The sequence below is a fragment of the Roseiflexus sp. RS-1 genome, assembly GCF_000016665.1.
In the GTDB taxonomy this organism is placed as follows: domain Bacteria; phylum Chloroflexota; class Chloroflexia; order Chloroflexales; family Roseiflexaceae; genus Roseiflexus.
Genome location: NC_009523.1, coordinates 1,453,831 through 1,479,264 on the forward strand (window position 1 = coordinate 1,453,831; position 25,434 = coordinate 1,479,264).

At 59.7% G+C, this 25,434-nt stretch carries 23 protein-coding genes and 1 tRNA gene; 8 read left to right on the forward strand and 16 right to left on the reverse strand.

Annotated features, from left to right (window positions below; all coding sequences use genetic code 11):
- The 8 genes from ROSERS_RS06095 to rpsL form a co-directional block, all read right to left on the reverse strand.
- Nucleotides 1–285, reverse strand: coding sequence for a 50S ribosomal protein L23 (locus ROSERS_RS06095; RefSeq protein WP_011955943.1), 285 nt, complete (start codon nt 283–285; stop codon nt 1–3).
- Nucleotides 282–953 carry a 50S ribosomal protein L4 gene (gene rplD, locus ROSERS_RS06100; protein WP_011955944.1) on the reverse strand — a complete coding sequence of 224 codons (672 nt, stop codon included), beginning with the start codon at nt 951–953 and terminating at the stop codon, nt 282–284. The genes ROSERS_RS06095 and rplD overlap by 4 nt, the downstream gene beginning before the upstream one ends.
- Nucleotides 954–997: 44 nt before the next feature.
- Entirely contained in the window at nt 998–1,630 is a 633-nt protein-coding gene (gene rplC / locus ROSERS_RS06105) for a 50S ribosomal protein L3 (protein WP_011955945.1), read from the reverse strand.
- A 60-nt stretch (nt 1,631–1,690) separates the two neighbouring features.
- The gene (gene rpsJ, locus ROSERS_RS06110; RefSeq protein WP_011955946.1) at nt 1,691–1,999 is read right to left on the reverse strand and encodes a 30S ribosomal protein S10; all 309 of its coding nucleotides are present in this window, start codon (nt 1,997–1,999) and stop codon (nt 1,691–1,693) included.
- A 114-nt stretch (nt 2,000–2,113) separates the two neighbouring features.
- Nucleotides 2,114–3,319 (reverse strand): elongation factor Tu, encoded by a 1,206-nt coding sequence (gene tuf, locus ROSERS_RS06115; protein WP_011955947.1) that lies wholly within the window; start codon nt 3,317–3,319, stop codon nt 2,114–2,116.
- A gap of 54 nt (nt 3,320–3,373) precedes the next feature.
- On the reverse strand, nt 3,374–5,479 hold the full coding sequence (fusA, locus tag ROSERS_RS06120) for an elongation factor G (RefSeq protein ID WP_011955948.1): 2,106 nt from the start codon (nt 5,477–5,479) through the stop codon (nt 3,374–3,376).
- Nucleotides 5,480–5,585: 106 nt separating this feature from the next.
- Complete coding sequence (gene rpsG, locus ROSERS_RS06125) at nt 5,586–6,059, reverse strand: 30S ribosomal protein S7 (RefSeq protein ID WP_011955949.1); 474 nt, start codon at nt 6,057–6,059, stop codon at nt 5,586–5,588.
- Between the two features lie 56 nt (nt 6,060–6,115).
- On the reverse strand, nt 6,116–6,550 hold the full coding sequence (rpsL, locus tag ROSERS_RS06130) for a 30S ribosomal protein S12 (protein WP_011955950.1): 435 nt from the start codon (nt 6,548–6,550) through the stop codon (nt 6,116–6,118).
- Nucleotides 6,551–6,855: 305 nt separating this feature from the next.
- Between rpsL and ROSERS_RS06135 the strand changes: the two genes are divergently transcribed.
- The 5 genes from ROSERS_RS06135 (at nt 6,856) to ROSERS_RS26680 (ending at nt 10,524) form a co-directional block, all read left to right on the forward strand.
- A complete protein-coding gene (locus ROSERS_RS06135) occupies nt 6,856–7,770 on the forward strand; it encodes an NAD(P)/FAD-dependent oxidoreductase (protein WP_011955951.1) in 915 nt (304 codons plus the stop codon).
- 146 nt (nt 7,771–7,916) lie between these two features.
- Nucleotides 7,917–8,396, forward strand: a complete 480-nt coding sequence (locus tag ROSERS_RS06140) for a hypothetical protein (protein ID WP_041333135.1) — start codon at nt 7,917–7,919, stop codon at nt 8,394–8,396.
- Between the two features lie 340 nt (nt 8,397–8,736).
- Nucleotides 8,737–8,813, forward strand: a tRNA-Glu gene (locus tag ROSERS_RS06145).
- A 166-nt stretch (nt 8,814–8,979) separates the two neighbouring features.
- The gene (locus ROSERS_RS06150; protein WP_041333137.1) at nt 8,980–10,254 is read left to right on the forward strand and encodes a hypothetical protein; all 1,275 of its coding nucleotides are present in this window, start codon (nt 8,980–8,982) and stop codon (nt 10,252–10,254) included.
- Between the two features lie 9 nt (nt 10,255–10,263).
- Entirely contained in the window at nt 10,264–10,524 is a 261-nt protein-coding gene (locus tag ROSERS_RS26680; RefSeq protein ID WP_011955954.1) for a hypothetical protein, read from the forward strand.
- A 381-nt stretch (nt 10,525–10,905) separates the two neighbouring features.
- Here ROSERS_RS26680 and ROSERS_RS25865 read toward each other — a convergent pair whose 3' ends face one another.
- The 7 genes from ROSERS_RS25865 to nifH form a co-directional block, all read right to left on the reverse strand.
- Complete coding sequence (locus tag ROSERS_RS25865; RefSeq protein WP_157040986.1) at nt 10,906–11,262, reverse strand: hypothetical protein; 357 nt, start codon at nt 11,260–11,262, stop codon at nt 10,906–10,908.
- Between the two features lie 1,075 nt (nt 11,263–12,337).
- Nucleotides 12,338–12,784: a helix-turn-helix transcriptional regulator gene (locus ROSERS_RS06165; protein ID WP_011955956.1), complete on the reverse strand. Its 447-nt coding sequence runs from the start codon at nt 12,782–12,784 to the stop codon at nt 12,338–12,340.
- A 1,037-nt stretch (nt 12,785–13,821) separates the two neighbouring features.
- On the reverse strand, nt 13,822–14,121 hold the full coding sequence (locus ROSERS_RS06170) for a hypothetical protein (protein ID WP_157040987.1): 300 nt from the start codon (nt 14,119–14,121) through the stop codon (nt 13,822–13,824).
- 102 nt (nt 14,122–14,223) lie between these two features.
- Nucleotides 14,224–15,651, reverse strand: a complete 1,428-nt coding sequence (gene nifN / locus ROSERS_RS06175; protein WP_011955958.1) for a nitrogenase iron-molybdenum cofactor biosynthesis protein NifN — start codon at nt 15,649–15,651, stop codon at nt 14,224–14,226.
- The gene (locus ROSERS_RS06180) at nt 15,648–17,078 is read right to left on the reverse strand and encodes a nitrogenase component I subunit alpha (RefSeq protein ID WP_011955959.1); all 1,431 of its coding nucleotides are present in this window, start codon (nt 17,076–17,078) and stop codon (nt 15,648–15,650) included. The genes nifN and ROSERS_RS06180 overlap by 4 nt, the downstream gene beginning before the upstream one ends.
- On the reverse strand, nt 17,047–17,988 hold the full coding sequence (locus tag ROSERS_RS06185) for a radical SAM protein (protein WP_011955960.1): 942 nt from the start codon (nt 17,986–17,988) through the stop codon (nt 17,047–17,049). Before ROSERS_RS06185 ends, ROSERS_RS06180 begins: the two co-directional genes overlap by 32 nt.
- Nucleotides 17,989–18,015: 27 nt before the next feature.
- Nucleotides 18,016–18,837, reverse strand: a complete 822-nt coding sequence (nifH, locus tag ROSERS_RS06190; RefSeq protein WP_011955961.1) for a nitrogenase iron protein — start codon at nt 18,835–18,837, stop codon at nt 18,016–18,018.
- A 756-nt stretch (nt 18,838–19,593) separates the two neighbouring features.
- Here nifH and ROSERS_RS06195 point away from each other — a divergent pair.
- Both ROSERS_RS06195 and ROSERS_RS06200 read left to right on the forward strand, forming a co-directional pair.
- The gene (locus ROSERS_RS06195) at nt 19,594–20,499 is read left to right on the forward strand and encodes a hypothetical protein (RefSeq protein WP_011955962.1); all 906 of its coding nucleotides are present in this window, start codon (nt 19,594–19,596) and stop codon (nt 20,497–20,499) included.
- A 12-nt stretch (nt 20,500–20,511) separates the two neighbouring features.
- The gene (locus tag ROSERS_RS06200; protein WP_011955963.1) at nt 20,512–23,418 is read left to right on the forward strand and encodes an ABC transporter permease; all 2,907 of its coding nucleotides are present in this window, start codon (nt 20,512–20,514) and stop codon (nt 23,416–23,418) included.
- A 79-nt stretch (nt 23,419–23,497) separates the two neighbouring features.
- Here the strand turns inward: ROSERS_RS06200 and ROSERS_RS06205 are convergent, their stop codons facing one another.
- Nucleotides 23,498–24,460, reverse strand: a complete 963-nt coding sequence (locus ROSERS_RS06205) for an IS110-like element ISRfsp2 family transposase (RefSeq protein ID WP_011955964.1) — start codon at nt 24,458–24,460, stop codon at nt 23,498–23,500.
- Nucleotides 24,461–24,847: 387 nt separating this feature from the next.
- Here ROSERS_RS06205 and ROSERS_RS26405 point away from each other — a divergent pair, with 387 nt between their 5' ends.
- A complete protein-coding gene (locus ROSERS_RS26405) occupies nt 24,848–25,402 on the forward strand; it encodes a hypothetical protein (protein WP_041333148.1) in 555 nt (184 codons plus the stop codon).
- Nucleotides 25,403–25,434 lie beyond the last annotated feature (32 nt).

Sequence of the window (25,434 nt, forward strand, 5' to 3'; positions counted from 1 at the left end):
TTATGCTCCCTCGAACAGGTCGATGCGGTCGCCTTCCGCAAGTGTGACGATCGCCTTCTTCCAATCGGCGGTATAGCCGTACTGACGCCCCCGGCGGCGCAGTTTCCCGCGCACATTCATGGTATGCACCGCCGTCACCCGCACATTGAAGATTTCTTCGATGGCGCGCTTGATCTGCGGCTTGGTGGCGTTGCGATCGACCTCGAACGAATACTTGTTGAACCTCATCAGGTTCGTATTCTTTTCCGTGATCAGCGGTCGCTTGATGATCTGATGCGGGTTCATGACGCTTCCTCCTCACTCGCGCCCGCCGCCGCGACGACATGTTCCGGTTGGTCGAGATACCCTTGAGCGACGTCCACCGCCGCCTGCAGCATCACGATATGATCGTGCGTAAGCAGATCGATAACGTTCAGATAGTGCGCCAGCAGCGTCTTGACATTCGGCAGATTATTTGCCGAGCGACGCACGTACTCATCCTTCTGGTCCAGCACGATCAAGGTCTTTCCGGTCAGATTGAGCGCGTTGAGTACCGCAATCATGTCTTTGGTGCGCGGTTTCTCGAACGTCAACCGATCCAGAAAAGTAATCGCGCCGTCGCGGTAGCGCGCAGAGAGCGCCGAGCGCACTGCCAGGCGGCGCATTTTGCGCGGCATGGCTTTGGTATATTTGCGCGGATGGGGTCCGTGCGCAATACCGCCCCCTTTCCGATGCGGCGCGCGGATCGATCCCTGTCGCGCGCGACCGGTGCCTTTCTGACGGTAGAGTTTGCGCGTGCTCCCCTCGACTTCACCGCGACCGAGCGTATTATGGGTGCCAAGGCGCGCATTGGCGCGCTGGCGTTCCATCGCCTGATGCATAACCGGCACATTCGGCTCAATCCCGAAAACGTAATCGGATATCTGGATGACGCCGACCTCTTCGCCGGACTGGTTGTACAACCTGGCTTCCATCGCACTTCCTCGATATATCTGCTCATGCGTTCAGCGCGCTGCTCTTACGAGCCTTTGATCGCCCGGCGAACCATGACCAATCCATTCTTAGCCCCTGGAATGGAGCCGCGCACGAGCAACAGATTACGCTCTGGAACGACATCAACGACCGTCAGGTTTTGGACGGTTACCCGCTGATTGCCCATCCGCCCGGCCATGCGGGTATTCTTCAACACGTGACCCGGATCGGTGCCGGCGCCGATCGAACCGGGAGCGCGCAGGCGGTCGCTCTGACCGTGCGTGCGCGGTCCGCCGCCGAAGCCATGGCGTTTCACCACGCCCTGGAACCCGCGACCTTTCGATGTGCCAATGACATCGACGCGCTGACCTGGTGTGAACATCTCGACCGTCAACACATCACCGACTTTGTGATCGGCGATATTATCGGCGCGGAACTCGCGCAGGTGGCGCAGCAACTTACCTGCACCACGGAGATGCCCCTGTTCAGGCCTGGTCAGGCTTTTCGCCTTGACTTCCTGGTAGCCAATCTGGACAGCTTCGTACCCATCCCGCTCTTTTGTGCGAATCTGGGTGACGACGCATGGACCCACTTCGATGATCGTCACCGGGATGACCTGTCCGGTCGCATCGAAGACCTGGGTCATGCCGATTTTGCGGCCAAGCAACCCTTCGATCACAATTGCACCTCCGCAGCATGCGCGTTTTCGTTGTGCGCAGCGGCTGCTTTTGTTCCAGACTTACAACTTGATTTCGATATCCACGCCCGCCGGAAGGTTGAGTTTCATCAGCGCGTTGATGGTCTGCTGGCTCGGATCGAGCACATCGATCAATCGCTTGTGGGTGCGAATCTCAAACTGTTCCTGCGAGTCTTTATCAATAAACGGCGAACGAATGACGCTATGCTTTTCGATTTTGGTCGGCAACGGCACCGGACCGGCGACGAGCGCTCCGGTGCGTTCGGCTGCTTCGACGATCTGTCGCGCCGATTGGTCGAGAATCTTATGGTCGTATGCCTTGAGACGGATGCGAACCTTTTGTTTCGCCATATGCACCTCAGGTAGAGGGTAGTGGCGGTGGGGTAAAGCGTGGATCGGATGGTTGTTTCATCGATCTCTATTCCTGAACGCTGATCCCCGCCGCCGGAAACCCATAACTCATAACTAATCGACAATCGCCGAGACGACGCCTGCGCCGACGGTGCGTCCGCCCTCGCGGATGGCAAAGCGCAACCCTTCTTCAATCGCCACCGGCACGATCAACTCCACCGTCATCTCAATGTTGTCGCCCGGCATCACCATCTCCACCCCTTCCGGCAGATGGATCGCCCCGGTCACGTCCGTCGTGCGGATGTAGAACTGCGGCCGATACCCGGAGAAGAACGGCGTATGCCGTCCGCCCTCCTCCTTCTTCAGCACGTACACGTTCGCCTTGAACTTCGCGTGCGGCTTGATCGACCCCGGCGCCGCCAGCACCTGCCCGCGCTCCACCTCGGTGCGCTCAATCCCGCGCAGCAGCACTCCCACGTTGTCCCCGGCGATCCCTTCGTCGAGCGTCTTCTGGAACATCTCCACCCCGGTCACCACCGTCCGGCGCGGCGCCTCGTGGGTCATCCCGATAATCTCGACCGTATCCCCCATCTTGACCTTGCCGCGCTCGATGCGCCCGGTGACCACCGTGCCGCGTCCTTTGATGCCGAACACGTCTTCGATCGGCATCAGGAACGGCTTATCGATTTCGCGCACCGGCGTCGGAATGTACTCATCGACCGCGTTCATCAGGTCGAGGATGCACTTATACTCCGGCGCGTTGATGTCGGTCGACGTGCTGGAGAGCGCCGCGAGCGCGCTGCCGCGCACAATCGGCACCTCATCGCCGGGGAAGCCGTGATTGCTGAGCAGTTCGCGCAGTTCGAGTTCGACGAGTTCGAGCAGTTCCTCGTCGTCCATCATATCGACCTTGTTGAGGAACACGACCATCGCCGGGACCTGCACCTGACGCGCAAGCAGGACGTGCTCGCGGGTCTGCGGCATCGGACCGTCGGGGGCCGAGACGACCAGGATGGCGCCGTCCATCTGCGCGGCGCCGGTGATCATATTCTTGATATAGTCGGCGTGGCCCGGGCAGTCGACGTGGGCGTAGTGGCGCCTGGCGGTCTGATACTCGACGTGGCGAATGGCGATGGTGATGCCGCGCGCGCGCTCTTCGGGCGCATTGTCGATCTGGTCGTAAGAGACGAACTGCGCCGCGCCCTGGAGGGCGAGGACCTTGGTAATCGCTGCGGTCAGCGTGGTTTTGCCGTGGTCGACGTGGCCGATGGTGCCGACGTTGACGTGCGGCTTGGTGCGCTCAAACTTCTGCTTTGCCATTGCTGTTTGCTGCTCCTTGCAGAGTGCTTACAAATGCCGTGCTCGTGAAACGAACTAGCCGCGCCGTTTTTCGACAATCTCTTTTGCCAGAGCCTCCGGCAGCGGCTGGTAATATGCGAATTCCATAGACGACGTTGCGCGTCCCTGCGTTGCCGAGCGCAGGTCGGTGGTATAGCCGAACATGGATGCCAGCGGAACGTATGCCCGGATGACCTGCGCGTTGCCGCGCGCCTCCATGCCTTCGACGTGACCACGGCGCGAGTTGATGTCGCCGAGAACCGTGCCGAGAAAATCTTCCGGTGTCACGATTTCGACCTTCATCACCGGTTCGAGCAGAATGGGGCGGCCCTTCCGCACGGCTTCTTTCAGCCCCATCGAGGCAGCGATCTTGAATGCCATTTCCGACGAGTCGACCTCGTGGTACGAACCGTCGTAGAGCGTGACTTTCAGATCGACCACCGGATACCCGGCGATGACGCCGCTTGCCATGGCTTCTTTGACGCCAGCTTCGACCGCCGGGATGTATTCGCGCGGAATAACGCCGCCAACGATCGCATTGATGAACTCAAACCCTTTCCCGCGTTCGAGTGGCTCGACCTGCAATTTGACGTGACCATACTGACCCTTGCCGCCGGTCTGGCGCACGAACTTGCTATCCACATCCGCCGGAACCGTGATCGACTCGCGGTACGCCACCTGCGGCTTGCCCTGATTGGCTTCGACCTTGTATTCGCGGCGCATGCGGTCAACGATCACTTCAAGATGCAGTTCACCCATACCGGCGATGATCGTCTGACCGGTTTCCTGGTCGGTAAAGACGCGGAACGTCGGGTCTTCCTCCGCCAGTTTGCTCAGCGCAACCGCCATCTTATCCTGGTCAGCCTTGGTCTTCGGCTCAATCGCCAGTTGAATGACCGGCTCGGGGAAGCGGATGCTTTCCAGGACGATCGGGTCGTTCGGATCGCAGATCGTATCGCCGGTGTAGCTCTGTTTCGGACCGACCATTGCGGCAATATCGCCAGCGTAGACTTCTTTAATCTCTTCGCGGTGGTTGGCGTGCATCTGCAACAGGCGACCGATGCGCTCACGCTGGTTGCGCGTCGAGTTGAGCACATAGGAGCCGGTTTCCAGTTTCCCGGAATAAACGCGGAAATACGCCAGCTTCCCGACGAACGGATCCGAGACGATCTTGAACACCAACCCGGTAAACGGTGCATCTTCCGATGTCGGGCGGGTGATCATTTCCACGCCATCATCACCGGCGACCTGACCCGGGCGCGTGCCACGCACCGGTGGAATATCGACCGGCGACGGCAGGTAATGCACAATCGCGTCAAGCAGGCGTTGCACACCTTTATTCCGCAGAGCTGCGCCGCACAGCACCGGCACCAGTTGACCCTTGATCGTCGCCTTTCGCAGGGCGCGGCGCAGTTCTTCGACGCTGAGTTCTTCCCCTTCCAGATAGAGGAGCATCAACTCATCGTCGGTTTCGGCAATCGCCTCGATCATCTCGTTGCGCAGGCGCTCAACTTCGTCGGCAATCTCCGTCGGTATCGCGTCCAACTCTTCGCGCTTCCCCTGATCGTCGACATAAAGCACTGCCTTATTCGTGATCAGGTCCACAATGCCACGGAAGCGATCTTCCGAACCGATCGGGAACTGAATGGGCACCGGTTTCGCCCCAAGGCGCTCGCGGATCATCTCTACCGTGCGCTCAAAGTTGGCGCCGATCCGGTCCATCTTGTTCACGAAGCAGATCCGTGGCACGTGGTACTTATCCGCCTGCCGCCAGACCGTCTCCGACTGCGGCTCAACTCCGGCGACAGCATCGAAGACCACCACACCGCCGTCGAGCACGCGCAGGGAACGCTCCACCTCCGCCGTAAAATCGACGTGACCAGGCGTATCGATGATATTGATGCGATACGGAACGCCCTCGACCGTCCACTCGGCGGTGGTCGCCGCCGCAGTGATCGTAATGCCGCGTTCACGCTCCTGCTCCATCCAGTCCATCACCGCAGTGCCCTCGTGCACCTCGCCGAGCTTATACGTGCGACCGGTGTAGAACAGGATGCGCTCGGTCGTTGTCGTCTTTCCTGCATCGATGTGCGCAATAATACCAATATTACGAATGCGCTCTAATGGCACTTCACGAGGCATGAGATTCTCCCCCCTCTTCTGCGCTAGCCGTATCGTCTATCTGGTCGTCGGAGACCGTCTGGCGTACCCTGCCGTCTTGATGCAATCCGCTTACCGTTCCGTCGTCTCAGAAGCGTCCATAGTGCGAGAATGCGCGGTTGGCTTCCGCCATGCGCTGCACATCCTCTTTCCGTTTGATCGTCGCGCCCGTATTGTTATAGGCATCGATCAACTCAGCAGCCAGGCGTTCGTACATCGGCTTACCAGAGCGCGCGCGCGCCGACATCAGCAACCAGCGCATGGCCAGCGACTGTCGGCGATCACTCTTGACCTCGACCGGCACCTGATAGGTGGCGCCGCCGACACGCCGCGGCTTCACCTCGATCACCGGACCGGCGTTGCGCACGGCGGTTTCGAAGATTTCCAGCGCTGGCTTCTTCAAGCGTTGCGCCGCAAGGTCGAACGCCTGATAGACGATCTTCTCGGCGATGCTCTTCTTGCCGCGCTGCATCACCTTATTAATAAACTGCTGCACCAGCACGCTGTTGTAGCGTGGGTCGGGCGGCGGAATACGCCGTTCAATCGTGCCTCGACGGGGCATAGGCTACCTCATCTCATACGGCGCAGGCGATCCGTGATCGCACTGCGCTATGAACCTTACTTCTTCTTCGCCGGAACCGCGCTGGCTTTCTTCGTACCGTACTTCGAACGACCCTGCTTCCGATTGGCGACCCCCTGCGCATCGAGTGTGCCGCGCACGATGTGGTAGCGCACGCCGGGCAGATCCTTCACGCGCCCGCCGCGGATCAGCACCACCGAGTGTTCCTGCAAGTTGTGCCCTTCGCCCGGAATGTAGGCGGTGACTTCCATGCCGTTCGACAACCGGACGCGCGCGATCTTGCGCAGCGCCGAGTTGGGCTTTTTCGGCGTCATCGTTCGGACCTGCGTGCAAACGCCGCGTTTGAACGGCGAACCTTTGCCGCGCGTCAGTTTCCCTTTCAACACATTCAGGCTGAAACGCAAGGCAGGCGCCTTGACTTTTTTCGTGACCCGCTTCCGCGGCTTGCGCACCAACTGGTTGATTGTCGGCATGCTGCTTCCATCCTCCATCGTGCGCGACGCACGTGCGTCGGCTACGGCTGATCAGTCGCTATGCAAAAAAATAACCTCGCCCGTCACTGGTCGCAGCAAGGGCTACGCCTTAGATCGGGGCCAAACGCAGACAATAAAATACCTGTGCGTTTTCCGCACAGCGGTAGGGAAGTATACCATAGCGACGTTCGCCTGTCAAACTTTTTTATGCGATAATGGCAGTCTGGTATACTATTCAGGAAGCGCAACGACGATCGCGATCCGGCGGATGCGCGCATCGTCCGGGTGACAGAGAGGAAACGACCATGCGCGAACTCATCATCATCGGCGGCGGCGCCGCAGCGCTTTCAGCCGGGATGTACGCCCTGGGAAAGCAACTCGATTTTTTGATGATCTACGAGTCGTTGGGCGGCAAGGCTGGATGGCGGCAGAATATCATCGGTCAGGAGGAAGTCGAGTATCTGGCGGGCGAAGAAGCGGTGCGGATCTTCGAGCGCAAAATTGCCATGCAGACCGATCGCACCATCCGCGATACGGTGCTGGCGGTGCAGCGCGCGGGAACAGGATTTCGTGTGGAAACCCGCACCCATGGCGCATTTGAGGCAATGGCGGTGATTGTGGCAACCGGTGCGACGCCGGTGCGTCTCAAGGCGCCGGGCGCGCAGGAGTTGCTGGGGCAGGGGTTGGGCTACTCGGTGACGACCCACGCCCATCTGCTGGCAGGGAAGACGGCGGCGGTCATCGGATCAACGCATCGGGCGCTGCGCGGGGTAGCGGAACTGGCGCGCACCGCCGGGAAGGTCTACCTGATCATTCCTGATCCGAATGCCGCTTCGTTGCCGATGGTCCACGCGGTCAGTCAGCGCCCGAATGTCGAAATCCTGGCGGGATACACGGTTGATGAAGTCGCAGGACCGATGAATGTCGAAGAGATCGTCGTTTCGCGCGATGGTCAACAGCGACGGATCGCGGTCGATGCGGCATTCGCCGATCTGGGGCTGCATCCGTGCAGTGAGTGCGTCCAGCATCTCGTGCGCACCGACCAGGATGGCTTTATCTGGGTCGATGAGCGGATGGCGACCACTGTTCCGGGCATCTTTGCCGCAGGCGATGTGACGACATCGTTTGGCGAGCAGGTGCTGATCGCTATTGGCGACGGGGCGCGGGCGGCGCTCAGCGCATACGACTATCTGCTGATGCGCGCACCGGTTGTGCGGTGATACAGCGCGCAACCTGGTGCGGCAGTGGTTCGTCATATCGGTTGGAGACGCGGGGGGCGATAGTCCTTCCTGTGTGTCAGGACTGGGGGCGCTGCCAGAACATGGGCGCCCCGGTCAGTTTCGGTGAGTTGTGTAAGGAGGGGAGTATGAGCGAGCAAACACCCGCCGCCGGTCAACCCGAGCCGCAGAAGGAAACACCCGATCTGGCGACCGAACTGCGCGAGATGGGGCAGCAGATTGAAGCGCTGTTCCGCGCATTTATCGAGAGTGAGCGCGCAAAGCAGATGCAGGCGACGGTCGCAAAGAGCGTCCAGAATGTTGCGGCTGTGATGCGTGAGACGGTGGAGAAACTCCAGAGCGATCCGCGGGTTCAGCAGGTGGAAGATCGCGGGCGTCAGGCGCTCGAACGGGCGCGCGAGAGCCAGGTGTTCCACGATGTCCAGGAGACGCTGGTGAACGGTCTGGAGCAGATCAACGCGCAGTTGCACAAACTGGTCGAGAAACTCGAAGCCGAGCGCGCCGCCGCCGGAACGCAGTCTGCTCAGGAGGGCGAAGTCAACCCGCCGGTTGAGCATGTTCCGCTTGAAGCGCCAGCGACCGGTGAGACGAAAAAACTGGAGGAGTAGCACGTCGGGTGTGATGACGCGACCGGGCGTTATGGAGATTGAGAATTTAATCCGGTATGCGCCTCGTGCCGTCGGGCTCATGGAGATTGAAAATTAAATCCGCTATCCCGCGCTAGCCGTGGGGCTGAAGCCCTCGGCTAGCCAAGGCGAAGCCCGCCTGCGCGGGCTATACCGGATTATTTCTTCAAAGACCATAAGCCCTCGGCTAGCCAAGGCGAAGCCCGCCTGCGCGGGCTATGGCGGATTATTTACTCAAAGACCATAACGCCCCGCGTCATTGCACTACTTTCGGCTATCAGTTGCCGGTCAGGTCGAATGCTGGTATAATTCCGATAGAGCCGCCCCCATAGTCTAGCGGCCCAGGACGTCACCCTTTCAAGGTGAAGATCGCGGGTTCGAATCCCGCTGGGGGTACCAGGATCACATGCCCGACGGTGATCTCCCGTCGGGTGTGTGGCTTTTCAGGGCGCGTGAGCGCCCTGTTTGCTTTTCAGGCGCTGCGCAGTGGAAACCTGGGCGATGCTCCATCGTATACAATTGATAAAGCAGTGTGCGTATTTTACAGCAGATCAGGAGAACTGACATGCGACCGCCGCCTTTGGAGGCGTTCGATCACTTCACCCGTGTGTATGACTGTGTGGATGCGTCGTTCGAGGAAATGCGCAAAACCGCGAGTGAAAGACTTCGTCGTCCGGGTACGTCGATCAGATGGCATTTCGTGCTGGCCAATCTGGTTGTTTTTGTTTCCTGGTTTTTTGATCCCGGTCCGCGTACCATGGTGGCATTGGTGGATATCTTACGCAGATCAGGTGTCTATATAGACGGTATGTATATGTTCCTGCTCTTGTTTGGTTTTGCAGGTTGGTGTGTTTTGGTTGCGATTATTGGTAATTTTGTTTATCGGTGCAAAGATCGTTTTCCTTTTATATTGCTAATTCATAGTGTATTTTTCCTTCCCATTTTATCATTTCTTTCATTGATATCCGGGGGAGATTTTCAATCTGCATCGATAATGTATTTATTCTGGTCTTTTACCTCCCTCGCATTCTGGTTGCTTATCCTCGGTCTCTTGTTTATCATATCTGGAGGCTTTCCTCTTTTTATTTATATGATCCTTTCATCGATTAGTCGCGGCAAGGAAGACGATCTCATTCCCAGTTACATCCATTTTGTGCGCCGTGCCGCTGAGAAAGTGAAGGATGATCCGAAAATGCCCGCTCCTGGATCGGATGAATGGCATCAGATCGAAGCGATTGCGCGCTGGAAATTTGATGGAATCAATGGGCGGGTGCAGACTTTTTCGTTTGGTATTGCATCCGTGGCGCTGTTCGGCATTCTTGCGCTGGTCTTCACCCAGGATGACGTTAAGAGGGCGCTAGTGTGGCTTTGGGAAGAGTGGACGCGGTTGTTGGGAACCGGGTCGAGTGGTAATGGCGGCGCTCTGTTGCCGGTAATAGCAGTGGGAATCATCATTCTGCCAGCCGTGATCTATTTTGCCCGCACCTATGCCGAACTGCGTCGTCTGGAGGCGTTGGGTATCATCTGTGCGCTGGCAGCCGGCGGTTCTGCGCAGCAGCACGCGGGACGGTCGGACGCTGCGCAGCCCACCGTAGATGGGCACAACGATACCGTTGCGACGCCATCATCGCCTGCTGTCTCTGGGGACGGGTCGTCTGACGTACCTGCACTATCCGGCGATCTCCACTCTGATACGCTTTCTGAACCAAACGCGCCTGCTGTCTCTGGGGGCGGGTCGTCTGAGACCGATCTGTCTGCCGGGGTTTCGGCGCCATCCGCTGCCCCGACTCCGCCCGATGTACTGGGCGATCCGTCCAACTCTGCCAATCCTCGCTGTTGAGCATGTCGTGTGGCCGTAGCGTCGGGCGTCAACGTGACAGGAGTGATGGTGCGCTGGCGTGATGTGCTGGCGGAGGAATTGTGTGCTTATGTGTGGATCGAGGCGGCATGCGCTGGAGTGGATGCCACCACGCTAGCGCCCCAAGAACGCTTGCTGCGCCTGCGCCATCCCGAAGCTGTCTCGCTCTGGCTGGGTCGCTGGAAAGCCGAGGGCATCAAGAGCCTGCCCATCCGGGACAGACGCAGGCGCACGTCTACGTTTTCCTCCTGACCACTATGACCCTTATGTGTTCACATTTCTCCTGGGAGCGAGGTCATCTTGCCCTCGTAGATGCGACGAAATGTGCATTTTCCCTCCGTAAGCATCACAATAAGTCCAGTCGTCCAATGATGCGTAGAAAGGCGCCTATCGTTGTTTGAAACATACCTGCTGCCCGACTGTTTGCCTCCAGGAAAAACTCCGGATTTTTTATCCGCTTTTTGTTTCAGGGAGCGCCATTCTCTCGTTATCGTCGTCTCCCGGCATTGACGACAAAGAACGCTATCTGATCCAGGAAGGGCACGAGCAGCACCACCGGCGCCCATACCGCGCGCCGTGTCCGACGGCGTGCGGCGACGGATCGTAACGAAGGCTACCGCCACACCTGGACGCTCACTGACGACGACGGTGAGATCGGCTATGATAGGTGTAGGCATCACGGACCGACACCGCCGAAACAAGCCATCGGCGCAGCCACGCCCACCAGCGCGCCCTGCATGGTTGCCGCGCTGGTATCACATCGGGATCCAGCAACGGTTGAACATGCCGGGCGCACCCGTCTGCATCATAGAATGTGACCAGGGCGAAGGTAAACAGTGGTGTCAGGGCACAGAACAACCCCTCGGAGACCAGCGCTTCGATTGCTTCGATCGGATGGCTGGCATTCGTCGTGATCCGCACAGTACTGACTGCTGGGGGCAGCATTCCATAGATCACCCGGCGTCCTCCAATGTCAGCCGTTGCGATCATGAGCGGCCCTCCTCCAGCGACCGTCACCCCTCCATGCGCATGCGTCTGAATAGACCAGAGATTGCTGTCAATAGAGCGCCGATGGAGCGAAAACACCCACTCATCGACTGCAACTGTTAGAACAGCATCGCTGAGTTGATAGCGCTGGCACATTCTTGCGCGATTGAGCATATGAATATCAGGATTCTGATTGACCATAGGCTGCTGGACATCAGGTTATGCTTATACACTCGCCGTCCATGAGAACTAAGGTTCATAGGTAAAGGGGAACGCTCTGGAAACCACGTTGGGGGACGTATAAATAGTTCCATCACCAGAGGTGAAACTTCCAACCGCTCGTGTTCGGTACCGTGTCGTTCCATAATCATACCCATAGCGATCAGTCTCAACTGACAGAAAAAAACTACTTTTGGAGTTAGACTTGCATCCGAGATCTGCCCAGTATGGAAGAAATAAAAACCATCGTTCGACCTGTACACATACGATCAAAGACTGCCGAATAAATACCCCCGAACATAATTGTGAGGCGGCTGTGCTGACATTATGTGTATGAAATGTCGGATCACTTACGACAATTTGACACGAGACGTCGGAACTTAATCCTGCCAGCTCTGAAAGTTGTTGTCCATTTGGTGTTGAAGTGTACGTATATTCACCAACATACTCATCCTTGTGCCCAGACGAGTCATCATTCGGATACGGCATTGCTGCAATGCTTCCGGCGCTCAGAGAAAGCCACAGTGCCAGAAGCAAGCTGATGATACCAAGACTTCTTGCACGCATAGCAGACCTCCTTCGCATAGAGCATCGATATGGATACCCTGGAGAGGTTATCTTCTTCTGAACGACGGTCGCCAATGCATCGCAGGTTTGGGCACTGGTAGCGTGTTGTCTGGAAAAGACTTGACCTCTGATGTCGAAGTATATTCCTTGCGTCGGGATTCGTCCCTGGGAAAAACCCAGGTTTTGTATCCGATTTTTTTGAGCCAGCGCTGTGATCCATCAACCGCTGCCGCTCCCCGTCATCCTCCCCATCGTTAGCATCAAGCAGCGCTGGCGGCACGCGCTCGCGCACTCAGAGCGCGACGTTCAGGCGCGTCTTCATCTCCAGCTTCGCCAGCAGTCTGCCTGTGTGATACTCGACTGTCTTGCGGCTCATCCCCAGCAGCGTTGCTATCGCCACCGTATCCTGTCCGTGTGCCAGCAGCAGCGCCACCTGCCGTTTCTGCCGGGTCAGGCGCCGCCAGCGCAGGCCGACGTCCGCTTGCCAGCGCTGCGCCCGGATGCAGTGCGCCGGGTCGCCGTGCCAGCCGTGGTGCGCTGCGCAGCAGCTGGCATGCTCCAGGACGGTCGCGTCCAGCGCGAGCGGCAGACAGGCAGTCGCGCCAGCGCTCACGAGCAGCGCCAGCGCGCCGTCGTCGCACCAGGACGTGAGAACAAGCGCAGCAACCTGCAGCGCACGGCGGCGCTGCCAGCGGATGAGGGTCAGCAGATTCCGATCCGATGCGGTCCACGCCAGCATGAGGACGTCCGGCGGTTGAGCGCATCCAGCGTCGGGCAACTGTCAGGTCGCCGGTGACGCCAGAGAGCGCAGCGTTGGGGGCGCGGCTCAGAATGGCGTGCACGCCAGCGCGAATGATCGACGCCGGTGCTACGATGATTACCTGTACCATCAGAATCGTCTCCAGCGCAGGCTGAGCGTTATCCGCTGACCGCCCGCGCCCTGGCACGTCACTGCTACGGCGAGTCTACAGCGACGACACGGCAATGTCTATCCGGGAAAGACCCTTAGTTGAGGAGAGGCTTTGTGTTCCGGGACAAAGCGCGGGCGCAGCGATTGGCGCGGTCGGCGCTTCCAGGAGTCTTTGGAGTCGTTGTAGTGCCGGGACTGAGCAATATCTGTGGTTGTTTTCGCCTGAACGCAGGGGCTTCCATAATTCATTTCTGATGTTCGACAATGCCATCAGGCTGATCACACTGGGGGCGCTGCCGCCTGCCCGCGTCTGCCGGGGTCAAACAGGCAGGCAAACATCCTTGCTACAGCGTGCAGATGCATTCAGCCCCGCGCCAGCGGGGATTCGTGTCATCAGCGCGGGCATACATGCTCGCGCGGGCGTGAACTCCGCCTCACCCACGCCCGACAGTGATGAAGATTGAGCATTTATAGCAGTTCTCAGATACGTTGACCCCTGTCTGGGGCTGCCGTGTCGCACGAGATGCCCGTGTCCAGCGGAGTGTAGACCGAAATGTATTTCGGTCATCGCGTGGGGCGCGCAATTCCCAGGAGTGTTCAACCTTGTCCAACAGGTTCAACCTTTGTGAGAACCGCTATAATCCGGTATGCGCCTTTTGCCGTCGGGCTAATGGAGATTGAGAAATAAATCCGCTATCCCGCGCTAGCCGTGGGGCTGAAGCCCTCGGCTAGCCAAGGCGAAGCCCGCCTGCGCGGGCTATACCGGAATAATTATTCAAAGACCATAAGCCCTCGGCTATATAATGCGAAGCCCGCCTGCGCGGGCTATACCGGATTATTTACTCAAAGACCATTAGCAGAACGTCTCAATCTTCTTCCTCAATCCATTCAAGCGCGTAGATGATCCCGCCGTGCCTGATCCGGCTGACGAGCGGGTGAAGCGGTGCATCGTCGGCAGCGCGACGGTAGATGTAGCGGGTATTCGTTTCGTGCTCGATGAGCAGGTAATCGCCGTGGTTCAGGATCGTCGGATCGCTGCCGTTGACTACCGTTTCGTCACAGCCGTACACGTCGTCCATCTGGATGATCCTTTCATTCGTGATCGCTCTTGCCAGATGCTTGCACCCGTTTGTGCGCATATCTGGTGATCGTTTGCTGTTGGTCATGATGCTCGATATGGAATGCAAGAACCTGCCAGAAAAACGTTCCCCTGTACGACGCATGGGCGCCGCCGTTGCCAGGAGCATCGGCGGCGCTCTGCTATCCGGCTATCCGTGCGCCGTCGTGCCGTTGCGCAGCGCAATTGGAACCGAAGTCGGTCCCTCGACGCCGGTTTCGATCAGGGTGTTGCTCACGATGGTCGTTGCGCGGCGCTCAAAGATCGTGTTGGTGATCTCATCGACCAGCGCAATCGCACCGTTGTAACCGACAATCGATCGTCGATGATGTCCGAAGCGGTCTTCAACCGGGAATCCAACCCGCACCAGCGGAATGTTCTCGGCTTCGGCGATGAACCTGCCTTTCGAGTGCCCGATGAGCAGATCAACCGGTTGCTGCTTGATACGCTTGTGCAATTCGTGCAGATCACCCTTGAGAATGATCTCGCTCTCAACCCCCAGTTCTCCCGTCAGTTCGACCATTCGTTCGCCCCAGGGACGATTGTCGGCAGCGGTCAGAATGTATGCCGGGGTCATACCCATTTCGGCGATCAGCCCGACCAACCCTTCGAGCAGGTCGGGATCGCCGTAGAGTGCGACCCGCAGTCCGGTAGTGTACATATGCGTATCGACCAGTGCATCGAGCAGGCGTGCCCGCTCGACTTCCAGCGATTCGGGGATCGTATGGTCGGTGATCTCGATCAGCGTGTTGACGAAAGCATCGGTATTCTTCAGCCCGATGGGCATGGTCAACACATGGGCGGGCACGTTGTAGCGTCGTTCGTAGATGCGCGCCGCTTCGCCGCCAACGTGGCGCTGGAGCGCAATCGTTGCCAGCGATTTCGAGGAGCTGCGCAGTTCCTCGATGGTCGTGCCGCCGCGCGGAACATGGGGACGCGGGTCGTAGTAGCCGCCGTCGAGGGTCTCTGAGTAGTCGGTGATCCACAGCCCGTGCAACCCCATCTCCCGCAGCATATGCTTCAGTTCGCGGATGTCGCCGGGGTTGACCCAGCCGGGAATGATGTTGATCCTGCCGTTGGTCTCGCCTTTCTTCTTGCGGCGATCCGGGAGATTGAGGGCGATCTCTTTGAGAAAGTTGTCGAAGCCGGTCGTGTGATTGCCGATGTACGACGGAGTTTTGACCGAAAGGATCGGGATTGTGACGTCCGGATGTTTGTCCAGAAACTCATCGATGATCGCAGGAATGTCGTCCCCGATCGTTTCTGAGAGACAGGTCGAACAGACCATGATCATGGTCGGGTGGAAGCGTTCCCAGATATTCTTGAGCGCCGCGAGCAGGTTCTGCTTGCCGCCGTAGACCGTTGTCTTTTCGGTGAGCGAGGTGGTGGCGACCTCAACCGGCTCGCGGAAGTGACGTGACATCTGGTGACGCGGGTAGGTGGCGCATCCCTGGGAGCCGTGGTTGATGGTGATAGCGCCGTGAATGCCGTAATTGGCGAGCATTGCCCCGATTGGCGCGCAGGAACGGGTCGGGTTGATGGCAACGGCTCGTTCCTGAAGGGTCAGACAGCTGGTCATGACTCCACCTCCTCAGATCCGTGGACTGCGTGGCGGGCGACGGGTGCAGGTCGGGCGTGCTGATGCACGATATTCCAGACCGGCGCATGCAGGGCTTTATCGATATCGCGCGCGAAGTTGACCATGCCCACAAAACCGGCGTAGGGTCCGGTGTCGTAGGTATGCCCATTGACGAACGGCACGCCCATTTTGTATGCCAGGTATCGCTCCTTGTTGCCTGAGATGAACAGGTCGGGACGGCGACGGGTCAGGATTTCTTCGATTTCGGGGACATTCGGGTTGTCGATAACCAGCGCGCCTTCGCCGATCTGGTTGAATATCTTCTCGTAATCATCGGTATGCCCGAAGGTTGTGGCTGCCGTCTCGGTCTCCATGCCCAATTCGCGCAGGAGTTCGATCCAGTGCCAGACGCGCGGACCGCCCTGGTAGATGAAGACGCGCTTCCCCTGCAGGCGTTGACGATAGGCGTCGATGTAGGGTTGAATGCGCGCCACTTCTCGGGCGATCACTTCTTCGGCGCGCGCTTCAAGCCCGAAGAACGCGGCGGTGTCGCGCAGCGCTTTTGCCATGTTCTTCATGCCCCAGAGCGTGACATTGATGTACGGCGTGCCATACTTATCCTTCATCATGTCGGCGATGTAGGTGGCGGATCGCTGGCAGTGCACGATATTGAGCGCCGCTTTGTGCATGATCTTCAGGTCGTCCACTGAGACGTTCCCGGTGAAGCGGGCGATGATCCGCAAGCCAAGCGCCTCGAAGAGATACTCGAAGGTGCGGATGTCATTCTTGATGTTGTAGTCGCCGATGATGTTGATCGAGCGGCTGAAATCGCCCTCCGGTTCGACCGAGCCGACCAGTTGACGAAAGATCGTCTCGTTGCCGACGTGGTGCCCCATCGACTGACTGACGCCACGAAACCCCTCGCACTCGAAGAACACCACCGGTTTGCCGATGATCGCTTCCGCCTGTTTGGCGACGTCGCGCCCGTCATCGCCGATCAGCGCCGTAGAGCAGGTGTTGTAGACGAACACCGCCTTCGCATTGGGAAACTCGGCATTGGCTTCGATGATCGACTGAAGCAGCTTTTTCTCGCCGCCGAAGACGATGTTGGTTTCGTTCATATCGGTGACGAAGGTGTACTTCATGTGAAAATCGCTGTCGGCGAGGTGCGGACGGTAGCCCCAGGAGAAGAACGCGCACCCGATCGGTCCGTGGGTCAGTTGAATAGCGTCCTTGACCGGTCCGCCGACGACGCCGCGACAGCCGGCGTAGGTGCAGCCGCGCTCGGTCATATCGCCAGGCGTCGTTGCCACGTTGTTGGCAATGAAACAGGTGGTGCCATCGCCGCGCTGACACTTCCCGCCCGGTCCCTTGAGCGCGATATGGATCGCTCGCTCAGGCAGGGTCTGATTGCATTTGAACTGCATCGCGTTGCTCCTTTCGCTGCGCCAGAAACTTCGGAATACAGACTCGTTCGCCCGCGCCGCACCCCTCCTCGCCCGGCACGCCGATAGCATCAGCGCGGCATCGCTGGCAGTTGCGAAACTGCTCGATGACCGTCGCGCATTCGTCGCGCACCCGATTGACCAGCGCGGGTGAAGGTTCCGGCAGGTGGGCGAACTTTGCCAGGGGCATGAGCGGGATGATGTTCATGATGTACGCGCCGTGATCTTTGACCGTGCGCGCGACATCGATCAGGTGATGATCGTTGACGCCCGGTATCAGCACCGAATTGACCTTGACCGCCATCCCGCGCAGCGCCGCTTCACGCAGACCGGTCAGTTGATTGCGCAGAAGCAGCGTACACGCCTCACGCCCGCGATAGGTCTTGCCGCGATACCGCACGTGAGCGTATATCTGCTCAGCGATTGCCGGGTCAACTGCATTGATCGTGATAGTCAGCGTGGTAATGCCAGCCTGCTCGATGGCATCGATCTGATCCGGCAGCAGCAAGCCGTTGGTGGAGAGACAGCGGATCAGGTGCGGAAATTCGTCGCGTGCGCGCTCGAATGTGGTCAGTGTTGCATTGTTTGCCAGCGCATCGCCCGGACCGGCGACGCCAAGGACGCGCAGGCGCGGGTCGCGGGCGACCGCATGGCGCACAGTTTGCAGCGCCTCATCGGGCGATACCACGCGCATCGTAACGCCGGGGCGATTTTCATTCGGGCAGGCATACCGGCGAATGCAGTAGTTGCACTGAATGTTGCAGCGCGGCGCCACCGGAACGTGGATGCGTCCGAAGCGGAAATGCGCTGCGCGGCTGTAACATGGATGCGTGCTCAGGTCGATGTTGGGAAAACAGACGCCCTGACACGATCCGGCGGATGAAGCGTCCATGAGAGCCTCCATGACGCTGACGCGCCGCTAATCCACGATACCGTATTCGCGCATCAGATCCTCGAGTTCGTCCTGTGTGATCGGGGTAGGGATGGTGAACTCATCATTCTCATCGATCTTGCGCGCCAGTTCACGGTACTCGTGCGCCTGCGGCAGTTCAGGGTCGTAGTCGATGACAGTTTTCTTGTTGATCTCGGCGCGCTGGACGTCTTTGCTGCGCGGTACGAAGTGGATCATCTTCGTGTTGAGTCGGCGCGCGAACTCCTCAACCAGCGCCCGCTCGTTTTCAACGAGACGCGAGTTGCAGATCAACCCGCCAAGGCGGGCATAGCCGCGTTCCGCGAACTTCTTGATGCCCTTGCAGATGTTGTTCGCCGCAAAGAGCGCCATATACTCGCCGGAACAGACAATGTAGATCTCTTCGGCATACCCTTCGCGGATCGGCATGGCGAACCCGCCGCAGACCACATCGCCAAGGACGTCGTAGAAGACATAATCCAGATCGTCCTTGTATGCGCCCAGGGTTTCGAGGGTTTGAATAGCGGTAATCACTCCGCGTCCGCCGCAACCGACGCCGGGTTCAGGTCCGCCCGACTCGACGCATTTGACGCCGCCGTATCCCTGAACGACCACCTTTTCGAGCTGCACGCTTTCAGGACCGACGTCGCGCAGCGTGTCGAGCACCGACGGCTGGCGCACGCCGCGGAGAAGCAGGCGAGTGCAATCCGCCTTGGGGTCGCACCCGACGACCATCAACCGGTATCCCATCGATGCCAGTGCGGCTGCAGTGTTCTGCTGCGTGGTGGACTTGCCAATCCCGCCCTTGCCGTAGAAAGCGACCTGTCGCATCGTTGTGCTCCTTTCCATCGAACCACACGCAACGGTATGCGCGTGAGTGCAAACCGGATCGTTCTTGAATGCACAAATGTGGAGTGTACCGGGCGCGCGGCGATGGCGGAACAGGTGCAGATCAGGCGAAGGACATACACCGGCGCTCACGCCGCCGCTGCGCACCCCCGGCAACAATCCAGGGTGCATCGAACATCAGTCTGACGGCATGAGCAGGAAGGGGGACATGTGGTATAATGCCACCGCATCGGCGCTCACGCCGCCGCTGCAATCGATCCCCCGCCGGTGCCAGCGGCGTGGGGATCGCCTGTTGCCTGAACCGATCTGTCAGACACCGGGCTGCACTATCGCCAGGATAGTGATTGCAGTGCCAGTGCAACCGCTCCCTGTAGACGACCGAATGCGACTCCCGATACTCAGCCCGGTTGTGACATGCTGCTCAGGCAGTTCGTGCAACACTGCAAAGAGGCGTCATTGAGGATCACGACACTGTGGCGTTGCAGGGTTGACGGTGTTGATACGTGCATCGTGCCAGCACGCTCAACGCCACTGTTGGTTTCCATCGGTGGGATTTGTAGAGAATATACCATTGAAGATCGGGTTTGGCAATACGTTTTTGAGACATGATCGTTAACATTCGATAACCAACAGGGGCTGATCGTCTATTTTGTACGTATGTATTTGCGCGCAAAACGTTGATGGTTTCCGATCTGGCGACGGATTGAAACAGTTGTGTGTTGAAGAGTGATTGCGCCGATGGCAACACGGCTGACGATCCATGTCCTTTTTACGCTGGACTGCGAGAGCATTGCGATTCGCGCGGCGAAAGAAGGACCACGCTCCTGGGAGCAGAGCGCGCGCGCGATTGAAGGGTATTGCAATCGTCTGCTTCGGGCAGGGTATCCGCCGACGTTGTTCGTCGCACCGCAGTGCGCAGTCGAACACACGCCGCTGCTCGAAGAACTGGCGGGGCGCGGCGTCGAACTTGGGTTGTACGTGAATCCGTTGCAGGCGGAGAGCGGATCGTACCGCAACTTTCTCGGCACGCTGGCGCCGGATGTGCAACGCCGGTTGATCGACGACGCAGCCGAGCGTTTTGCCGACGCCCTGGGCGTTCGCCCGCGCTCCTTCCGCCCCTGCAAGCATTCGGCGAGCGACGCTACCTATCGCCTGCTCTACGAACTCGGCTTTCGCCAGGGGTCGATTGCGCAGCCCGGTTTTATGCTGCCGCGCATTGGGGTGGAGTGGGAGCATGTGGTGCATCACCCGCGCTATGTCGATGCGCAGCACCACGAGCGCGCCGGCGACCTGCCGTTCCTCGATGTGCCGGTGACGACCGACCCGGATCAGCGACAGATCACCAATCAACCGTATGAGTTGCGGATCGACGCCGGAACGCTCGATGCGCTGCACCAACCGGTGATCGAGCGCGCCATCGAGCGCATGATCGAGGATGCCGCGTTGTTCTGCGCACTCTGTTTCACGTCCGATAATCGTCCGGCGTATGACAATGACAATGATAAACATAGTCGGACGCTGGAAGCCGTCCTTGATTATCTCGAAGCGCTTGGCGAACAGCATGATCTTGTTCCGACGACCCTCGCTGGCGCTCACGAACGCTTTCGCGCCCTGCGCCACACGGTGAGTGCAGCGCGGGAGTGAGCAGGCAACGGTATGCTGCGTCAACTCACGATTGCCCTCTCGTTTCCCCCGGTCATCTGGCGACGGTTGCTGAGTCACTTTGGGCTTGCGCTGGCGGTCTGGTCTGGCATGACGCTGGCAGCTGGCATGGTGGTCAGCATTCCGGTCTACGCCGAAGCGTCGGGGTACCGCATTTTGCTGGCGGCGCTCACCGAACGCGCAGTCGCCGACCCGCTGCCGCCATTCGCCATGGTCTATCGCTACGGCGGTGCGTCCGATCCATCGATTTCGTGGCAACAGTACCTGCTGACGGATCAACTGGCGGGCAATCTGCCAGCGGCGGGGATTGACCTGCCTGCACCGCCGGGCGTGCGCTTCGCCGCCACCGAAAAACTGCGTGTCGGGTTTCCCGACGGTGCAGGGCGGGAAGTTCTGTTTGCCCGTATCGGCTTCCTCAGCGGCATCGAACGGCATATCCAGATTGTTGATGGCGATCTGCCGCGTCCCTTCACCGGCGACGGACCGCTCGACGTGCTGGTTTCAGAAACAACCGCTGCGAAGAACACGCTGCTGATCGATGATCTCTACCGGGTCGAGTCGACCGGTCGCGGACCGCGCATCGATGTGCTGGTGCGGATCGCAGGCATCTGGCGACCGGCGGATGCCGACGCCGGTTACTGGTTTCAGCCGCCATCGACGTATAGCGATGTCTTCCTTGTGCCCGAGGAAAGTTTTGCCCTGATTGCGGATGTGCCGGATGCGCGATTTGTGACATTGGCGGCGTGGTACACGGCGATCGATGGCAGCAGTGTGCGCAGCAGCGATGTCGAGCGTCTGCGTGAGCGAATTGCAACCGCCACCGCCGACATCCAGCAGCGTCTGCCCGGCGCGCAACTCGTGCGCTCGCCAATGGAGGCGCTAGAGCGGCATCGTGATCAGGTGCGGGTGTTGACTGTCACGCTGGCGCTGTTTGCAGTGCCATTGCTCGTCGTGATCGGGTACTTTGTGCTCCAGGTCGCCGGGATGACCGTTGCGCGCCAGCAGCAGGAGATGGCGATTCTGCGCAGTCGCGGCAGTTCGCGCTGGCAGGTGCTGGGGCTGGCGCTCGGCGAAGTGCTGCTGCTCGGCGCAGCGGCATGGGCGGCTGGTTTGCCGTTGGGGTTGTTGCTGGCGCATGTGATCTCCTGGACTGTCTCCTTTTTGCGGTTTGCGCCACTTGACGCGCCGGCGCCGACATTGTTGCCGGCAAGCCCCTGGCATGCACTGGCGACGGTTCTGCTGGCGCTGCCAGCCGTTGTGATCCCGGCGCTGAGCGCTGCCGGTCGGACGATCATTTCCTACAAGATCGAACGCGCGCGCGCAACCCGCCCACCGCTCTGGCAACGTCTCTATCTCGATATTCTGTTGTTGATACCGGCAGTCTATGGTTATCAACAGTTACGGTTGAGCGGTATGATCGGTGTGCCGGGCGTGACTGTCGGCACGGATGACCCCTTTCGCAACCCGCTGTTGCTGCTCGCTCCGGCGCTGATGGTGTTTGCCGGCACGCTGGTCGGTATGCGTTTCCTACCGCTGCTGCTGCGCGCGCTGGCATGGATTGCGGGGCTGTTGCCGGGAGTGGCGCTTGTGACGGCGCTGCGCTTCCTGTCGCGCACGCCGGGCGCCTATGGCGGACCGGCGCTGCTCGTTGCGCTGACCCTGGCGCTTGCAACATTCACATCGTCGATGGCGCTCACACTGGATCGTCATAGTGAAGAACGGGCGTACTATCGAGGCGCGGCGGATGTGCGTCTCGTATATCCTGGCGCGGCGATAACATCGGCAAACATTGCTGGCGATCGCGAGATCGCCCCGGCGGAAACCAGTCTTGATCTGAGCGGAGGCACGCTGGGCACAACGGGCGAAGCCGATACGACACCCAGCACGGCGTACCTGTTCGTGCCGATCGAAGAGTATCTGCTGATCCCCGGCGTGACCGGCGCCACCCGCGTTGCGCCTGGCAAGGTAGACATTATCGTGGGGAGCGCGCGACCAATCAGCGGCATTTTCTACGGCGTTGATCGGACGACCCTGGCAGCAGTGCTGGCGGATGCGTGGCGACCTGACTATGCCGATGAGTCCCTCGGCGCGTTGATGAACCGTCTGGCGGATTATCCCGATGCGGCGCTGGTTTCTGAAACATTCGCAACACAACAAGGGCTGCGGATCGGCGACCGGTTTACGCTGGCGATGAATGATCGCGGGCAGACGCAAAATATCACATTTACGGTCGTTGGTATGCTCAGGTATTTTCCAACGCTCTACGATCAGGGTCCGCCATTTGTGATCGGGAACCTGGACTACAGTTTCGATTCACAGGGCGGGCTGTATCCGTATGAAGTCTGGCTATCGCTGGCGCCCGACGCCAGTCTGCAAGCAGTGGCGGCGGCAGGCATCGGGTACGGGCTGCGCATGATCCGCTCGACGCCGCAGACGTTGCTCGATCTCGATCTGCGCCGACCGGAGCGACAGGGGTTGTTCGGGTTGCTCTCGGTCGGTTTTCTGGCGACAACTGTGGTGACGGTGATTGGATTTGTCGCCTATACGCTTCTCTCGTTCCAGCGTCGCCTGGTGGAGTTGGGAGTCCTGCGCGCAATTGGCTTGAGTACGCGACAGTTGAGCGTGCTGCTGGTCTTTGAGCAGACGCTGATCGTCGGTTTTGGCGCCGCTCCCGGCACGCTGGTCGGTATTCTGACAAGTTGGTTGTTTATTCCATTCTTGCAGGTGCGTACCGGGGTCTATCCTGAGACGCCACCATTCGTGGTGCAGATCGACTGGGAGCGGATCGCGCTGGTGTACGGTATTTCCGGCGGTTTGCTGGCAGCGACGATTGTTGTGATCGTGCTCTTGTTGCATCGAATGCGCATTTTCGAGGCGGTGAAACTGGGTGAAGCGGTATAGTCTCGTGAAGCGGTGTGAAGGCAGTGTTGACTTCGCTGCAAAAACGCACCGCTGAGACGCCGAGTAACTGTGTTGCTTGTCAAGGGGCGCTCGTATGCACAGCCGGATCCCAGGGCTTTTGCTGACGCAATATTGCGCCGAGAATAGTCAGCAGCTTGCGCATCGCAGCGACGATGGCGACCTTGCGCGGCTTGCCAGCTTGACACAGGCGCTGATAGAAGGCGCGCCTGACCAGACGGCGCCGCGTGGCCGCCAGGGTCGCCATGTACAACACGCTGCGCACATCCCTCCTGCCGCCGGAGATATGCCGGGGTTTGTGCTGTGCGCCGCTCTGATTGGCATACGGCGCAACGCCCACAACGGCCGCCGCTTCCTTGCGATTGATGGTCCCCAGTTCGGGCAGGCGGAGCAGCAGGTTCAGTGCGGTGATCGCGCCGATGCCGGGCACGCTGTCGCGCAGCTCCCGTTTCCGGCGCACCTCGTCGGTGCGCTCCGCCTCGTTGTCGCGTTCCTGCTCAAGCGCACGGATCTCCTGATCCAGCCAATCAATATGCTTCTGGATGCCCGGGCGGAGGTTCGGCGCGGCAGCCGTCAACCGATTGATCTCAGCCGTCCGCATCTGAATCACCTGCTCCCGCCGGACCAGCAGGTCGCGCAAGGATGCGCGCTGCTCGTCCGTCGCTTGGTGGTGCGGCGGGCGCACCCGTTCGGCAAAGCGGGCGAGCAACCGGGCATCCAGGCGGTCGGTCTTCGCCTGGCGTCCTTCCGCGTGCGCCAGGGCGCGCACGCGGCGTGGCTGCACCCGCGCCGTCGGCACGCCAGCCTGGAGCAGTTGGGCGAACACCATGCGCTCCAGCCCGCCGGTCGCCTCCAGCACAATCAGGGTCGGCTGCAGGCGCTGGAGTCGCGTGACCAGGAGCTGGACACCTTCGTCGGTAGACGGTATCGTCTCGCGTGGCGCGTGCGGGTCGGCGCCAAACGCCACATCCAGCGTCTGTTTGGAGACATCAATGCCGATAAAGAGCGACTCACGGGAAGCCATACACAGAACCTCCTGAGGAAAACGGCGCCAGCCTTGCTAGCATATGCGGGTTTGAGGGCCCAGATACCTGTTCGGCTTGGTCGCGTTGAAGGACACGGCTACCCAACACTCCGCGGCGATCTCGTGAACCTGGCGCAGAACGGTATACCGTGTCCCGTTAGATTATACTAGGGCGCAGAGAACCCTAAAAACGAACTATGATGGATGCATAGCAAAGCATGCGTGTGCGTGACTCGCTATGGAATCCGCCTCTGCGAATGCTGCGCCTTCAGGGTGACATACCCCTTTTTGCAGTGGACTCAATGTTCAAAAGAGACGCTTGAAGAACCGATCACCCTCTGTTACTATAGCCGCAATCGCGTACTGAAGCGACAAGGAGCATCCCGCATGCCTCGATTGATTGTGGTGATCTGCGCCGGTATCGTGGCAACCGGATTACTCGTCGGTTTTGCACGAGCGATGGAAGCGGCTGCACCCCGTTCTGCGCCGCAGGCGCCGCTGCTGGCGTTGACCGAAACGGTGGAAGTACGTCCTACTGACACGCCGCCGCCGACAACGCCGCCGGGCACGCCGCCGCCAACAACGCCGCCAGGGACGCCGCCGCCGACGACCCCGCCAGGGACGCCGCCACCGACGACCCCGCCGGAGACGCCGCCACCGACGACCCCGCCGGAGACGCCGCCACCGACGACCCCGCCAGAGACACCGCCGCCGACGACCCCGCCAGAGACGCCACCGCCGGGAACGCCAGTGCAGGAGCAGCAGCAGCAGACGGTTACGCTGGTTTCTGTCGGTACGCCAACACCGACGCTGACCGTGCCTGTTCCTGTCACCCTCCCCGGCGCCGGTGCATCTGTCGCCAGTGGAGCGCCGCTGATGCTTGTACTGATAGCGCTGCTCGTGATTGCTGGCGGATTGCTGGCTCGTAGCCGTAAGGCGTAACTCTGTAACGCAGCAGAAGAGTTGCCGCTTGT